The sequence below is a fragment of the Pseudomonas sp. CGJS7 genome (genome assembly GCF_036961695.1).
In genome coordinates this window covers 163,455-177,798 of sequence record NZ_JBAMDI010000001.1, presented here as the reverse complement: position 1 = coordinate 177,798, position 14,344 = coordinate 163,455, and the positions used below count along the sequence as shown (strand labels likewise).

15 protein-coding genes and 1 pseudogene are annotated in these 14,344 nt (G+C 62.8%); 14 read left to right on the top strand and 2 right to left on the bottom strand.

Translation table 11 applies throughout. The annotated features are described in order from the left end of the window. The first annotated feature begins 12 nt into the window (after positions 1–12). The 9 genes and pseudogenes from paaB (at position 13) to V7787_RS00795 (ending at position 8,491) form a co-directional block, all read left to right on the top strand. The gene (paaB, locus tag V7787_RS00835) at positions 13–294 is read left to right on the top strand and encodes a 1,2-phenylacetyl-CoA epoxidase subunit PaaB (protein ID WP_013972614.1); all 282 of its coding nucleotides are present in this window, start codon (positions 13–15) and stop codon (positions 292–294) included. Positions 295–302: 8 nt separating this feature from the next. Then, the gene (gene paaC / locus V7787_RS00830) at positions 303–1,061 is read left to right on the top strand and encodes a 1,2-phenylacetyl-CoA epoxidase subunit PaaC (RefSeq protein ID WP_064492052.1); all 759 of its coding nucleotides are present in this window, start codon (positions 303–305) and stop codon (positions 1,059–1,061) included. Further along, positions 1,048–1,581 carry a 1,2-phenylacetyl-CoA epoxidase subunit PaaD gene (gene paaD / locus V7787_RS00825; protein WP_198746955.1) on the top strand — a complete coding sequence of 178 codons (534 nt, stop codon included), beginning with the start codon at positions 1,048–1,050 and terminating at the stop codon, positions 1,579–1,581. Before paaC ends, paaD begins: the two co-directional genes overlap by 14 nt. A gap of 15 nt (positions 1,582–1,596) precedes the next feature. Further along, positions 1,597–2,673 carry a 1,2-phenylacetyl-CoA epoxidase subunit PaaE gene (gene paaE / locus V7787_RS00820; protein ID WP_336084822.1) on the top strand — a complete coding sequence of 359 codons (1,077 nt, stop codon included), beginning with the start codon at positions 1,597–1,599 and terminating at the stop codon, positions 2,671–2,673. Positions 2,674–2,825: 152 nt separating this feature from the next. Beyond that, a complete protein-coding gene (locus V7787_RS00815; RefSeq protein ID WP_004374508.1) occupies positions 2,826–3,134 on the top strand; it encodes a DUF485 domain-containing protein in 309 nt (102 codons plus the stop codon). Beyond that, positions 3,125–4,693 (top strand): annotated as a pseudogene (locus tag V7787_RS00810) (cation acetate symporter); the annotation flags it as partial. The gene V7787_RS00815 and the pseudogene V7787_RS00810, both read left to right, overlap by 10 nt. A 39-nt stretch (positions 4,694–4,732) precedes the next feature. Then, entirely contained in the window at positions 4,733–5,965 is a 1,233-nt protein-coding gene (locus V7787_RS00805; protein WP_129931763.1) for an OprD family porin, read from the top strand. 37 nt (positions 5,966–6,002) lie between these two features. After that, positions 6,003–8,057 carry a phenylacetic acid degradation bifunctional protein PaaZ gene (paaZ, locus tag V7787_RS00800; protein WP_064492049.1) on the top strand — a complete coding sequence of 685 codons (2,055 nt, stop codon included), beginning with the start codon at positions 6,003–6,005 and terminating at the stop codon, positions 8,055–8,057. Positions 8,058–8,308: 251 nt separating this feature from the next. Next, the gene (locus tag V7787_RS00795; protein ID WP_198747030.1) at positions 8,309–8,491 is read left to right on the top strand and encodes a hypothetical protein; all 183 of its coding nucleotides are present in this window, start codon (positions 8,309–8,311) and stop codon (positions 8,489–8,491) included. A gap of 78 nt (positions 8,492–8,569) precedes the next feature. Here the strand turns inward: V7787_RS00795 and V7787_RS00790 are convergent, their stop codons facing one another. Then, positions 8,570–8,839, bottom strand: a complete 270-nt coding sequence (locus V7787_RS00790) for a DUF6555 family protein (RefSeq protein WP_004374494.1) — start codon at positions 8,837–8,839, stop codon at positions 8,570–8,572. A gap of 292 nt (positions 8,840–9,131) precedes the next feature. On the opposite strand from V7787_RS00790, the gene V7787_RS00785 reads away from it, so the two are divergent. Next, positions 9,132–9,530, top strand: a complete 399-nt coding sequence (locus V7787_RS00785; protein ID WP_064492047.1) for an NUDIX hydrolase — start codon at positions 9,132–9,134, stop codon at positions 9,528–9,530. Position 9,531: 1 nt separating this feature from the next. On the opposite strand, the gene V7787_RS00780 is transcribed toward V7787_RS00785, so the two are convergent. Continuing rightward, positions 9,532–10,083, bottom strand: coding sequence for an ATP-dependent Clp protease proteolytic subunit (locus V7787_RS00780; RefSeq protein ID WP_180688032.1), 552 nt, complete (start codon positions 10,081–10,083; stop codon positions 9,532–9,534). A 259-nt stretch (positions 10,084–10,342) separates the two neighbouring features. Here V7787_RS00780 and V7787_RS00775 point away from each other — a divergent pair, with 259 nt between their 5' ends. Genes V7787_RS00775 through V7787_RS00760 form a run of 4 tightly spaced genes read left to right on the top strand, consistent with a single transcriptional unit; the run spans position 10,343 to position 14,182 of the window. Further along, complete coding sequence (locus tag V7787_RS00775; RefSeq protein ID WP_420130821.1) at positions 10,343–11,260, top strand: DUF72 domain-containing protein; 918 nt, start codon at positions 10,343–10,345, stop codon at positions 11,258–11,260. Then, positions 11,257–12,030 carry an endonuclease/exonuclease/phosphatase family protein gene (locus V7787_RS00770; RefSeq protein ID WP_064492044.1) on the top strand — a complete coding sequence of 258 codons (774 nt, stop codon included), beginning with the start codon at positions 11,257–11,259 and terminating at the stop codon, positions 12,028–12,030. Before V7787_RS00775 ends, V7787_RS00770 begins: the two co-directional genes overlap by 4 nt. Then, positions 12,027–13,229, top strand: a complete 1,203-nt coding sequence (clsB, locus tag V7787_RS00765; RefSeq protein WP_064492043.1) for a cardiolipin synthase ClsB — start codon at positions 12,027–12,029, stop codon at positions 13,227–13,229. Before V7787_RS00770 ends, clsB begins: the two co-directional genes overlap by 4 nt. Further along, positions 13,229–14,182, top strand: coding sequence for a lysylphosphatidylglycerol synthase domain-containing protein (locus V7787_RS00760; protein ID WP_064492042.1), 954 nt, complete (start codon positions 13,229–13,231; stop codon positions 14,180–14,182). The genes clsB and V7787_RS00760 overlap by 1 nt, the downstream gene beginning before the upstream one ends. Positions 14,183–14,344 lie beyond the last annotated feature (162 nt).

Here is a 14,344-nt window from a genome sequence, read left to right as displayed (position 1 = left end):
CGGAGATCGAAAATGTCTGTCTGGACCCTTTACGAAGTGTTCGTGCGCAGCAAGCACGGCCTTAACCACAAGCATGTCGGCAGCGTGCACGCCGCCGATGCCGCCATGGCCATCGAGAATGCCCGCGAGCTCTACACCCGCCGTAGCGAAGGTGTGAGCCTGTGGGTGGTGCCGTCGGCGCTGATCACCGCCTCCTCCCCCGACGAGAAAGACCCGCTGTTCGCCCCCGCGGACGACAAGGTCTATCGCCATGCCAGCTTCTACGAGCTGCCCGACGAAGTCGGACACATGTGAGGTGGGCCATGCATAAAGAAGCCCTTATCCCCTACCTGCTGTTGCTCGGCGACAGCGCCCTGGTCCAGGGCCAGCGCCTCTGCGAATGGTGTGGCCGTGCCCCGGCCATCGAGGAAGAGCTGGCCCTGATGAACGTCGGCCTCGATCTGGTCGGCCAGGCCCGCAACTGGCTGGAGTATGCCGCCGAGCTGCTCGACGATGGCCGGGATGCCGATGCCCTGGCGTTCCGCCGTGACGAGCGCGCCTACCGCAACCTGCTGCTGGTCGAGCAACCCAACGGTGACTTTGCCGTGACCATGACCAAGCAGTTCCTTTACGACGCGTGGCACTTCGCCGTGCTCCAGGGGCTGGTCGAGTCCAGCGACGCGCGAATCGCCGGTATTGCCGCCAAGGCCCTGAAGGAAGTCACCTACCACCTGCGCCGGTCCAGCGAATGGGTACAACGTCTGGGCGGTGGTACCGATGCCAGCCGCCAGCGCATGCTCGCCGCTATCCCGGCACTGTGGCGCTTCACCGTTGAACTCACCGCTGGCAGCGACAACGAAGTCCGTCTGGCCGAATGCGGTATCGGCGCCGATCCCGCTACCGTCGGCGCCAGCTGGCTGAAGCAGGTCGCCGCGACGTTTGCTTCGGTCGAACTGCCGCTGCCCAAGGCCGCCAGCCACTTCTATCTGGATGGCCGCAAAGGCCTGCACACCGAGCATCTGGGCCTGCTGCTGGCCGAAATGCAGTTCCTGCCAAGGGCCTACCCCGATGCAACCTGGTGAACTGATTGCCGGCGACCGCGGCGCACGGGCACAGCAAGGCGACGACCTGGCCCGCGCCTGGGCGGTATTGGGCCAGGTCATGGACCCTGAAGTGCCGGTGGTCAGCGTGGTCGACCTGGGGATCGTGCGCGATGTCGATTGGCGTGCCGGCCACCTGCACCTGGTGGTTACCCCGACCTACTCTGGCTGCCCGGCCACCGAAGTCATCGAAGGGGATATCCGCCAGGCGCTGGAACAGGCCGGTTTCACCGCGCCAGACCTGGAGCGCCGGCTGACCCCGGCCTGGAGCACCGACTGGATCACCGAGCTGGGCCGCGAGCGCCTGCGCGCTTATGGCATTGCGCCGCCGCAAGGCAGTGCCAGCAAGCGCAGCCTGATCGGCGAAGCGCCCCAGGTGTGCTGCCCGCAATGCGGCAGCGCCCATACCGAATTGCTCAGCCAGTTCGGCTCCACGGCCTGCAAGGCGCTGTACCGCTGCCGCGAGTGCCTGGAGCCATTCGACTATTTCAAATGCATTTGAGCCGTGGAGACCACCATGAGCCAGTTTCACAGCCTGACCATCAAGCAAGTGCGCAATGAGACCCGTGATGCGGTATCGATTGCCTTCGATGTGCCCGAGCACCTGCAGGACCAGTTCCGCTTCACTCAGGGCCAGTACCTGGTCATGCGTACCCAGCTGGACAACGAAGAAGTCCGCCGCTCCTACTCCATCTGCAGCGCCGTGCAGGACGGCGAGCTGCGCGTGGCCGTCAAGCGCGTGCCGGGCGGGCGCTTCTCGGCGTTTGCCAATGAAGTGCTCAAGGCCGGCCAGCAGCTGGAAGTGATGCCGCCATCGGGGAGCTTCTTCGTGCCACTGGACCCGGCTCGCCAAGGCAACTATCTGGGGTTAGCTGCCGGCAGCGGCATCACCCCGATACTGTCGATCATCGCCACTACGCTGGCCAGCGAGCCGCACAGCCGTTTCACCTTGCTGTACGGCAACCGTTCCAGTTCGGGGGCGCTGTTCCGCGACAAGCTCGAAGACCTGAAAAACCGTTACCTCGACCGCTTGAACCTGATTTTCGTGTTCAGCCGCGAACAGCAGGATGTCGACCTGTACAACGGCCGCATCGACGCCGACAAATGCGGCCAGCTGTTTTCGCGCTGGCTGGACGTTGCCGGACTGGACGCGGCATTCATCTGCGGCCCGCAGGCGATGACCGAGACCGTGCGTGACAGCCTGCAGGCCAACGGCATGGCCAAGGAACGCATTCACTTCGAGCTGTTCGCCGCCGCCGGCAGCGAGGCCCGGCGCGAAGCCCGTGAGGCGGCACGCCAGGTGGATTCGGCGCTTAGCCACATCACCGTGATCAGCGACGGCCGGGCACTGAGCTTCGACCTGCCGCGCAACACCCAGAACGTGCTGGACGCCGGCAACGCCATTGGCGCCGAGCTGCCCTACTCGTGCAAGGCCGGCGTGTGCTCCACCTGCAAGTGCCGGGTGATCGAGGGCGAAGTGGAGATGGACAGCAACCATGCCCTCGAAGACTACGAAGTGGCGGCCGGGTATGTGCTGTCGTGCCAGACCTACCCGGTGAGTGACAAGGTGGTGCTGGACTTCGACCAGCTGTAGACCGAGTCGGCTGCTTCGCGGGTAAACCCGCTCCTACAGGGGCTGCGCAAGGCCTTAGGGCGGCATCCTTGCCTGCGAAGAGGGGCTAAGCAGCAACGCAATACCCCGCGTGACCTCAACAAAACAATTACAACACCCAGAGATCGCAACCCATGACACCCGAACGCATAGAAAGCATCGCCAACCACCCCGACTTCCAGCACCTGGTACGGCGCAAACGCCGCCTCAACGGCAGCCTGACCCTGGCCATGCTGGTGGTGTACTACGGCTTCGTCCTGCTGGTTGCGTTTTCGCCCAGCACCCTCGGCCAGTCCCTCAGCGGCGGCGTGACCACGGTCGGCATGCTGGTGGGCGTGCTGATGGTGCTGCTGTCCTTTGCCCTGACCGGCATCTACGTACACCGCGCCAACAACGTGCTCGACCCGCTCAACGACAAGGTCAAGCAGGAGTGCGCACAATGAACTGGACAGCCATTTCGATGTTCATGGTGTTTGTCTGCTTCACCCTGCTGGTCACCCGCTGGGCTGCCCTGCGCACCCGCTCGGCCAGCGACTTCTACACCGCCGGCGGCGGCTTGAGCGGCATGCAGAACGGCCTGGCGATCGCGGGCGACATGATCAGTGCCGCTTCGTTCCTGGGCATTTCCGCGATGATGTTCATGAACGGCTACGACGGCCTGTTGTATGCCCTCGGTGTCCTGGCGGGCTGGCCGATAATCCTGTTCCTGATTGCCGAGCGCCTGCGCAACCTGGGCAAGTACACTTTCGCCGACGTGGTCAGCTACCGGCTGGCGCAAACCCCGGTGCGCTTGACCTCGGCTTTCGGCACCCTGGTGGTGGCGCTGATGTACCTGGTGGCGCAAATGGTCGGCGCCGGCAAGCTGATCGAGCTGCTGTTCGGCATCAGCTACCTGTACGCCGTGATGCTGGTCGGTGTGTTGATGGTTGCCTATGTCACCTTCGGTGGCATGCTCGCCACCACCTGGGTGCAGATCATCAAGGCGGTAATGCTGCTGTCGGGCACCAGTTTCATGGCCTTCATGGTGCTCAAGCACTTCGGCTTCAGCACCGAGGCCATGTTTGCCAGCGCCGTGGCCGTGCATGCCAAGGGCCAGGCGATCATGGCCCCAGGCGGCTTGTTGTCCAACCCGGTGGACGCCATTTCCCTCGGTTTGGGCATGATGTTCGGCACCGCTGGCCTGCCGCATATCCTGATGCGCTTCTTCACAGTCAGTGATGCCAAGGAAGCACGCAAGAGCGTGTTCTACGCCACCGGTTTCATTGGTTACTTCTACCTGCTGCTGATCGTTGTCGGCTTTGGCGCCATCGTCATGGTCGGCACCGAGCCGTCCTACCGCGACGCCACTGGCGCCATCATCGGTGGCGGCAACATGGTCGCCGTGCACCTGGCCCAGGCCGTGGGTGGCAACCTGTTCCTCGGCTTCATCTCAGCCGTCGCCTTCGCCACCATTCTGGCGGTGGTCGCTGGCCTGGCGCTGTCCGGCGCATCGGCCGTGTCCCACGACCTGTATGCCTGCGTGATGCGCAAAGGCAAGGCTACCGAGCAAGAGGAAATGCGCGTGTCGCGCATTGCAACGCTGGTCATCGGCCTGCTGGCGGTGATCCTGGGCCTGATGTTCGAGTCGCAGAACATTGCCTTCCTCTCCGGCCTGGTGCTGGCGGTGGCCGCTTCGGTCAACTTCCCGGTGCTGCTCCTTTCCATGTTCTGGAAAGGCCTGACCACCCGCGGCGCGGTGTGCGGCAGCATGGCCGGGCTGGTCTCGGCGGTGCTGTTGGTTGTGCTGGGCCCGGCGGTGTGGGTCAACGTGCTGCACAACGAAACGGCGCTGTTCCCCTACAGCAACCCTGCGCTGTTCTCCATGAGCCTGGCCTTCCTCAGTGCCTGGGTGTTCTCGGTTACCGACAGCTCCGAACGTGCCGTTGAAGAACGGGGTCGCTACCTGGGCCAATTCATCCGCTCCATGACCGGTATCGGCGCGGCTGGCGCCAGCAAACACTGACTTCAAGGACGAACAGACATGTCGGGTAAAACAACAACAATGAACCGCACACACTTCCTGTCAGCCGCCTGGCTGGCCACCTTCGCCCTGCCGATGCCCGCGCTGGCTGACTTCATCGGCGACAGCCATGCACGCCTGGAGCTGCGCAACCACTACATCAACCGTGATTTTCGCCAGAGCAACGCCCCGCAGGCCAAGGCTGAGGAATGGGGCCAGGGCTTTACCGCCAAGCTGGAATCGGGCTTCACCGAAGGCCCGGTCGGCTTTGGCGTGGACGCCCTGGGGCAGTTGGGCATCAAGCTCGACTCCAGCCGCGACCGTCGCAACACCGGCCTGCTGCCTTTTGGCCCGAACAGTCACGAACCGGTCGACGACTACAGCGAGCTGGGCCTGACCGGCAAGGTACGTGTGTCCAAGAGCACCTTGCGGCTGGGCACCTTGCAGCCGATCCTGCCGGTGGTGGTGTACAACGACACCCGCCTGCTGGCGTCCACCTTCCAGGGTGGCCTGCTCACCAGTCAGGACCTCGATGGCCTCACCTTCAATGCCGGACGCCTGACCAAGGCCAACCTGCGTGACTCCTCTGGCCGCGACGACATCGGCTATGGCGCTGCCAGCAGTGACCACCTGGACTTTGGTGGTGGCAGCTACGCCATCACCCCGCAAACCACGGTCAGCTATTACTACGCCAAGCTCCAGGACATCTACCGTCAGCAGTTCGTCGGGCTGATCGACACCCGCCCACTGGCAGAAGGTGTGAGCCTGCGCAGTGACCTGCGCTACTTCGACAGCCGCAACGACGGTGCCGAGCGTGCCGGCAACATCGACAACCGTAACTTCAACGCCATGTTCACCCTGGGCGTGCGGGCGCACAAGTTCACCGCCACCTGGCAGCAGATGTCCGGTGACAGCGCCTTCCCGTTCGTCAACGGCGGCGACCCGTTCACCGTCAACCTGGTCACCTACAACACCTTCACCCGCGCCGGGCTGGACTCTTGGCAAGTGCGCTACGACTACGACTTCGTTGCCATGGGCATCCCCGGCCTGAGTTTCATGACCCGCTACACCGACGGTCGCCACGCGGAAACTGCCACCGTGACCAATGGCCGCGAGCGCGAGCGCGACACCGACATTACGTATGTCATCCAGAGTGGCCCGCTCAAGGACGTCAGCCTGCGCTGGCGCAATGTCACCTTCCGCTCCGGCAACGGCCTGACCAACGCCGTGGACGAAAACCGCCTGATCATCGGCTACACCCTGGCGCTGTGGTAACAGCGCCCCCCACTTTTTGAACAGCATGGAGAACAGCATGTCTGCCGCCCCTACTCTGCAAAGTTTCATCGCCGGCCGTTGGCTCGGCCAGCACGGCGCCCAGGCCCTGCGCAGCGCCCTCGACGGCCACGTACTGGCCTACAGCCATGAAGAGCGCCCGGACTTCGCCGAAGCTGTGGACTACGCGCGTGCACGCGGCCTTGCTTCGCTGATGGGCATGGATTTCCAACAGCGTGCCCAACGCCTCAAAGCCCTGGCCCTGTACCTGGCCGAACGCAAGGAGCAGCTCTACGCCCTGTCACACCACAGCGGCGCCACCCGGGCTGACAGCTGGATCGATATCGAAGGCGGCAACGCCACGCTGTTCTCCTATGCCGGTATCGGCAGCCGCGAGCTGCCGTCGGGTAACCTGGTGCACGAGGGCCCAGCCATACCGTTGGGCAAGCAAGGCCATTTCGCCGGTAGTCATATCCTGGTGCCACGGGCAGGCGTTGCGGTGCACATCAACGCGTTCAACTTCCCCATCTGGGGCATGCTGGAAAAGTTTGCCCCGACGTTCCTCGCCGGTATGCCCTGCATCGTCAAGCCGGCGACCTCGACCAGCTATTTGACCGAGGCCGTGGTACGCCTGATGAGTGCTTCCGGCCTGCTGCCCGAAGGCAGCCTGCAGCTGGTTATCGGCAGCACCGGCGACCTGCTCGACCGCCTGCAGGGGCAGGACGTGGTGACCTTCACCGGCTCCGCCGACACTGCCGCGAAACTGCGCGTGACGCCCAACCTGATTCGTAACTCGGTGCCGTTCACCGCCGAGGCCGACTCGCTCAACTGCGCCATCCTCGGCCCGGACGTGAGTCCGGACAGCGAAGAATTCGACCTGTACATCAAGGAAGTGGTACGTGAAATGACCACTAAAGCCGGGCAGAAGTGCACCGCCATCCGCCGCGCGATCGTCCCGGCCAGGCACCTGGATGCCGTTGCCACGCGCCTGCGCGAGCGCCTGAGCAAGGTCGTGGTAGGCGACCCGTCGCTTGAAGGTGTGCGCATGGGGGCCCTGGCCTCCCATGACCAGCAGCGCGACGTCGGCGAGCGTGTGCGCAGCCTGCTGCAGAGTTGTGACCAGCTGTTCGGCGCCAGCGATGGCTTTGCCCCGCGTGGCGAAGGCGTGGCTGAAGGCGCGTTCTTTGCGCCAACCTTGTTGCAGGCCCGCGACCCGCATGCCGAGGGCGGCGCCCACGATATCGAAGCGTTCGGCCCGGTCAGTACGCTGATGGCCTATGACGACCTCGACGAAGCCTTGGCACTGGCTGCCCGTGGCAAAGGCAGCCTGGTGGCGACCCTGGTCACCGCCGACCGCAGCGTGGCCGCCAAGGCTATCCCGGTGGCTGCTGCCTGGCATGGCCGTCTGCTGGTGCTCGATAGCCAGGCCGCCAAGGAGTCCACCGGTCACGGCTCGCCGCTGCCGCAGCTCAAGCACGGTGGCCCGGGCCGCGCCGGCGGTGGAGAAGAGCTGGGAGGCCTGCGTGCTGTCAAGCACTACCTGCAGCGCGCCGCAGTACAAGGCTCGCCGAGCATGCTTACGGCGGTCACCGGCGAGTACGTGCGCGGCGGCGAAGTGATCGAAACCGAAGTACACCCGTTCCGTCGCTACTTCGAGCAGCTGCGTGTCGGCGAGTCGCTGCTCACCCATCGCCGCACCGTGACAGAAGCTGACCTGGTTAATTTCGGCTGCCTGTCAGGCGACCATTTCTACATGCACTTCGACGAAATCGCCGCCAAGGCCTCGCAGTTCGGTAAACGCATTGCCCACGGTTACTTCGTACTGTCGGCAGCAGCCGGGCTGTTCGTGTCGCCCGGCGCCGGACCGGTATTGGCCAACTATGGGCTGGACACCCTGCGCTTCATCAACCCGGTGGGCATTGGCGATACCATCCAGGCGCGCCTGACCTGCAAGCGCAAGATCGACCAGGGCAAGACCAGCCCGCTGGGGCAGCCGCAGGGGGTGGTGGCGTGGGATGTGGAAGTAACCAATCAGCTGGGTGAATTGGTGGCCAGCTATGACATCCTGACCTTGGTGCTGAAAAAACCAGCATGATGTGTTGACGCTACTGGCCTCTTCTCGGGCAAGCCGCCTCTGACCGGCACTGCACAGCTCCCCCGTAGGAGCGGGTTCACCCGCGAAGAGGCCAGTAGCTGCTCAAGGCACTTGGGATCAATGCACCTAAGTGGCTGCCGTGAATTACTCAGGCACCTGAAACCGTTGGTCAGCGACTGCCAATGCTCAGTGGACCTCTGGCGTGCACCTGTCGCTCTTAATTCATAAGGATCATGAACGAGGACTGCACCATGAATTCCCTACTGCGAATGGGTGGCGGCAATGTTGAAGATGACTGGCCGGAGCTGGAGCCGGATCGACGCAATGATCGGGCAGACGACCCGGATACCGACCCGGATACCGACCCTAATGTGACTGATGATGAGGAAAACCGGCCCGGCGTTCCGGCCAGCGACCCTGAGTCTGGCGCCTGACACTAGAAGTGTCAGCGTACACTGCAGGAGCGGGCACGTCCGTTCCTGCAGTTTCTTTAACCGGTTGCAGGCGAGCTATTAAACCATCGCCGCCGGATCGCCCACCGACTGGTTGGGCTTGCTCCCCGAAATCCGCCAGCTCACGGCGGTAATCCCGTAGCGCTCGGCCATCGGCCGACTGACCTTCCTGATCTTCTCGCGACCGAACTTGGGAATGATGCCGATGCCCGCATCACAACTTGCCCAATGCCAGGCCTCGGCATTGTCCAGGCGTTCCAGGCGGATGATGAAACTGCGCGGCTGGTCATGCAGTTTGTAATCGATTATGTACAGCTGTGGGCTAGGCATCGCAGGGGGCCTCCTCTTCTCCATGGATGACCTTTTGATTGATCGGGCCATGGCCAGAAGATTCAAAATTTTTGTCGACCTTTGTTACCGGTGGCCGAATGTGTGCCCCTGTCTAGGTTTCGAGAGCCTGTTTTATCGCTGTGCTTGATCGCTTTGCTGCTGACCGTCGGTACAAAAAGCAGCACACAATATATTTGCGTGACGGAGATGACCGTTCGTCAGCTTTAACGCAACGTTTATTGCCAGCCAGGGCCGAAACTTCATGCAATGAAGGAATTGCCCAGGAGCCTGAATGAAGCCAGTCAAGCATCGCGCCACCATCATTTGCCGGCATGGCAAGCAGCGCCACAAATGGTTGTGGGTAAGAAAGCCCAACGCGCCCTGGACCCTTCCAGGCGGCAAGATCGAGCCCGGCGAGACACCTATGCAGGCCGCCGAGCGGGAGTTGCTGGAAGAGACTGGGCTACAGGCTGAATCGCTGGTTTTGTTGATGCGCCATGAAACGCCAGAGCGTGTGCATTACGTGTTCGCAGCGGAGTTTGCCGAAGCACCGCAGCCCAAGGCCCGGCACGAAATTTCCGACTGCCGCTTTGCCCACCTGGATCAGGTGGCTCTCGTGAAGGGCGAGATCAAGGCCCTGATCCGCTCCTTGCTGGCTTGTGACGCGGGCACGGCGGCGTCCGTTCGGTAAGCTAGGCGTGCACACTCCACTGAACGGTGTCTGACGCGATCGGCATCTCGTCGATTGCATGGATCATTCCGTTTTCCAGCGCCTCCCGCGGCGCCAGTATCCTTGGATAGGCCATTAGATAACGCGGTACATCCAAAACCTCGGCCGCGCCTTTCGTGCGCTCCGCCACGATCTGCGCATACAGGCGCAGGTCGTAATCCAGGCTCATCGCATACTCGGACATCCGCGAATGGTCCACCGACCCATGCAAGGTCCAATGAAACGGGTGGAAAAGAAACTTGCTGAAACTGCAAGCCGTGCGTCGCTCCCCGGCAAGGAAGAGGATATTGCCCATGGATTCCACCGTACCCAGATTGTGGGTGTGCACCTCCACGGGTAACGCCCGCAGAAAGTTGTACAGGGTAAACCCATAGCTGCATTCACCGCCCATGGTGGCGATGTTCAGTTGCAGAAGCTCGGCACCCTGTTGCAATGCCCGCGAGCAGGTCGTGATCAGGTTGCCGCAGGTAGACGAATTGATCGGTCCGGTGAAGTGGATGATATGTCTGGCCATGCTTGCCTCCACGGGTGGCAGGTCATTGCTTGATCTTTTGCCCATCGTCGCCCAGCCCGGCCCTCTGGCGGTGGGCGAAACGCTCGAATGTCATCCTGGCACCCTTCCATGAAACGGGTATGCGGTGGAGACGCCAACTGCCGCAAAGTTCAACTCGGCGTCAGCATTTCCGTTGGTCAAGCGTTGTGAACCCTCGGCGGTCTTTGCCGGTCGCACCTTCAGAGCGACCGAACTAGGAACCGGCAGTGAGGACGGCAGCGTGAGCGATATTCGCATCGGTATCTCCGGGTGGCGCTATGGCCCCTGGCGCAAGGATTTCTACCCCAAAGGCCTGAAACAGGACGATGAACTGGCATTCGCTTCACGGGCGGTGAACAGCATCGAGATCAATGGCTCGTTCTACAGCCTGCAGACGCCCGAACGCTATCTGGGCTGGCGTGAAGCAACGCCGGAAGGCTTCGTGTTCGCGGTCAAGGGGCCGCGCTATATCACCCATGTCCGGCGGCTGAAGGAAATCGAAGAGCCCTTGGCCAATTTTTTCGCTTCCGGCCCGCTGCTGTTGGGCGAAAAGCTCGGGCCGTTTCTGTGGCAGTTCCCCCCTAGCATGAAGTTCGATGAAGACCGTTTTGCCCGGTTCCTGGAGCTGCTGCCACACACACGCGAAGCGGCCCGTGAACGCGCCCAAGGCTGCGCCGAGCGCCTTAAGAGTAATGGCAGCCTTGCCATCAAGGGCAATGCGCGCTTGCGCCACGCCGTGGAAATCCGCCACGAGAGCTTCCTCTGTGAAGCCTTCGTCAAGCTGTTACGCAAACATCGCGTGGCGCTGGTGGTTGCCGACAGCGCCGGCAAATGGCCCTGTGCCGAAGATGTAACCGCCGACTTCGTCTACATGCGCCTGCACGGGGATGTGGAGTTGTACAGCAGCGGATATACCGCACGCGCGCTGCGGCGCTGGAAGCAGCGTATCCAGCTATGGAGCGAAGGTAACCAGGCGGACGATGCCCGCCTGATCGTGCCGGGGCCGCCGCCTCGGTGTGCGGCACGGGATGTGTATTGCTACTTCGACAATGACCAGAAGGTTCACGCGCCATACGACGCCAGGCGCTTGCTGCAAAAGCTGTCCTTGGACCATGAGCTGATGACCGAGCCAGGCGTGGTGCCGGAGGTGGCCTTGTGAACAAGACCCTGCCCGCCCCGCGCTGCATCATCGACAAGGTGACCGCTGTTCGTCGGCTGAATGTGCTGACGCTGAACGTGCACAAAGGCTTCACCTTCTTCAACCGGCGCTTCATCCTGCCCGAGTTGCGCGAGGCGGTGCGCGCCACCGGCGCCGACCTGGTGTTTTTGCAGGAGGTGCACGGCAGTCATCAGCAGCATGCCTTGCGCCACCCAGCCTGGCCCGAAACGCCGCAGTACGAGTTTCTGGCCGACAGCATGTGGCCGCAGTTCGCCTATGGCCGCAATGCGGTCTATCCCCATGGCGACCACGGCAACGCGCTTTTGTCGAAATTCCCCATCAGGCGCTTCAACAACCTGGATGTTTCGGTGCAGGGCAATGAACAGCGTGGCCTGCTGCATTGCCAGCTGGAGGTGCCGGGCCATGACGAGGTGCATGCGGTATGCGTGCACCTGGGCCTGCGGGAAGCCCACCGGCAGCGCCAGGTGAAGCTGATGCTCGACCTGCTGGCCAGCCTGCCGCCCAACGCGCCGGTCATCATCGCCGGCGATTTCAACGACTGGCGGCTGAAGGCGGACGCGGTACTGAGCGAACACCTGACAGAGGCCTTCGGCACCCCGGCGCGCAGTTTCCCCGCGCGCCTGCCGTTGTTGCGCCTGGACCGCATCTACCTGCGAAACGCGGTGCCGGGCGCAGCCCAGGTGCTGTCCAAATACCCGTGGTCGCATCTGTCCGACCATGTACCACTGGCTGCGGAGATCAACCTGTGAACCGACCTTGGGTAGACGGCAACAGCGTGCAGTTGCTGATCAATGGCGAGCAGTATTACCCCCGCGTGTTCGAGGCCATGGCCCAGGCGCGGGAAGAAATATTGCTGGAAACCTTCATCATCTTCGACGACAAAGTGGGCAAGCAATTGCAGCAGGTGTTGATCGAGGCTGCCCGGCGCGGTGTACGCGTGGAAGTGGTCGCGGATGGCTACGGCACAGCCGAGCTACCGGCTGAATTCATTTCAGCGATGACCGACGCGGGTGTCAGCTTTCATGCCTTCGATCCACAACCCCGCTTGTTGGGCATGCGCACCAACCTGTTTCGCCGTTTGCACCGCAAGATCGTGGTGGTCGATGGTGAGCGGGCCTTCATCGGCGGTATCAACTACAGCGCCGACCATTTAGGCGACTTTGGTGCGATGGCCAAGCAGGACTATGCCGTGGAGGTCACTGGGCCGGTAGTGGCGCAGGTACATTCAGCCAGTAAGCGCCTGATGTCTCCCGTGCTGCAGCCACCCAGTGCGGTACGCCCGGTTACCGAGCCCGCCGGTAGCAGCAGTGCTGTGTTGATCGAGCGTGACAACGGCATGCGCAGCACCGATATCGAGGCACACTACCTTCAGGCGTTTCGTAAAGCCCGGCAACGCATTGTGGTCGCCAATGCGTATTTCTTTCCAGGCTACCGGCTGATGCGTGAGCTGCGCAACGCGGCCCGGCGTGGCGTGGAGGTTCGGTTGATTTTGCAGGGCCAGCCCGACATGCGCTGGGTACGCGCACTGTCGCGCCTGCTGTACAACTACCTGCTGCGCGACGGCGTGAAGATTCATGAGTACTGCCAACGGCCGTTGCACGGCAAGGTGGCACTGGTGGACGACCAATGGGCCACCGTCGGCTCCAGCAACCTCGACCCCCTGAGCCTGTCGTTCAACCTGGAGGCCAACCTGTTCATTCGTGACCGGGCCTTCAACCAGCAACTGCACCAGCATCTGCAGACACTGGCCAGCGAGCAATGCAAACCGGTCACCCTGGAGCGCATGATTCGCGGCTACTGGTGGCGAGCACCGTTGATCTTCGTGTGCTTCCACGTGATCCGCCACTTCCCGCGCATTGCGGGCTGGTTCCCTGCGCACCGGCAGCGTTTGCGCTCGGTGCAGCCGGAAGCCGAACCCCAGGGCAACTTGCACGAGGGCAACTCCTGATGGCGCGCAAAAGCTGGCAAACGTGGGGCAAACGCCTGTTCACACTCGCGTTTCTGATCCTGATCCCTGTGCTGCTGTACCTGCTGGCGCGCAATCTGGACTGGAACGAAGTGCGCCAGTCTTTGCTCGCCTACAAGCCTGGCACCCTTGCCATCGGCTTGGCGATCGCGTTGTGCAGCTACTTCGCGTTTGCCAGTTACGACCTGTTGGCCCGGGCTTACACCGGCCATACGCTACCTGCCCGGCAGGTATTGCCCGTCGCGTTCGTGTGCTACGCCTTCAACCTCAATTTCACTACCTGGGTAGGCGGGGTTGCCTTGCGCTACCGCCTTTATGGGCGGTTGGGCCTGGATACCGCGACCATTACACGAATCCTCACCTTGGGGCTGTTGACCAACTGGATGGGCTATATGCTGCTGGCCGGCACCGTATTTGCCCTGGGCCTGGTCGAGATGCCCGGCAACTGGGCGGTGGGCACTACAGGCCTGCGCCTGATCGGCCTGCTGTTGCTGGCGATTGCGGGCGGCTACCTGCTGGCCTGTGGTTTTGCCAAGAAGCGCACCTGGTGCTGGCGCGACCACGAAGTGACGCTGCCCTCGCTGCGTCTGGCGCTGTGCCAGGTGGCGCTGGGTGCCAGTAACTGGGCACTGATGGCGCTGCTGATCTTCTGGCTGCTACCGGGCGAAGCGTTCTACCCGTCGATTCTTGGCATCCTGCTGATCAGTTGTGTGGCCGGCGTGGTGGCGCATATCCCTGCGGGGCTGGGTGTGCTGGAAGCGGTGTTCCTGGCCCTCCTGCATGGGCAGATGGGCCAGGGCACGCTGGTGGCGGCCCTGCTCGGCTACCGCACGTTGTACTACCTGATTCCGTTGCTGTTGGCGGTGGTGACCTACCTGATCCTGGAAAAGCGCGCCAAGGCCATGCGCTTACGGGACAAGCCAGCCCGGACCTGAAAGGGGCCATGTGCGCTGGAGGTGGCAGATGCGACGCGTTGCATGGCACCGGCTTTGCCGGTGTTCGCGGGTAAACCCGCTCCTACGGGGGGACGCTCCGAGAAAACAACCAGGCCCAAGGCATGCGCCATAAATGTAGGAGCGGGTTTACCCGCGAAGCAG